The organism is Clostridium sp. MCC344 (genome assembly GCF_018785365.1).
Classification (GTDB): domain Bacteria; phylum Bacillota; class Clostridia; order Lachnospirales; family Lachnospiraceae; genus Pilosibacter.
In genome coordinates, this window is sequence record NZ_WQPQ01000130.1 from 1 (window position 1) to 209 (window position 209).

The window sequence follows — 209 nt, forward strand, 5'->3', positions numbered from 1 at the left end:
TGGACACAAGCCTATGTTGCGGAATTAGTAGACCGTGACTCCCGTACCATTATGAATATTGAGAACAAAGGTCAGTATCCCAGCTTCGACCTTTTTGTTAAACTCATTACTATGTTTGACGTTTCAGTTGACCAGTTTATTCATGCGGACGGAGGGGCAAGGTCAAGCTCTTGCAGAAAGCACATTGATGTTCTTCTAAACTCCATGAA

General features: G+C 42.6%; 1 protein-coding gene. It reads left to right on the forward strand.

Annotation, left to right across the window (positions count from 1 at the left end; all coding sequences use genetic code 11):
• Positions 1-209 (forward strand): helix-turn-helix transcriptional regulator (locus tag GPK90_RS18885; protein ID WP_215703679.1); only part of this gene is annotated, 209 nt, incomplete at both ends.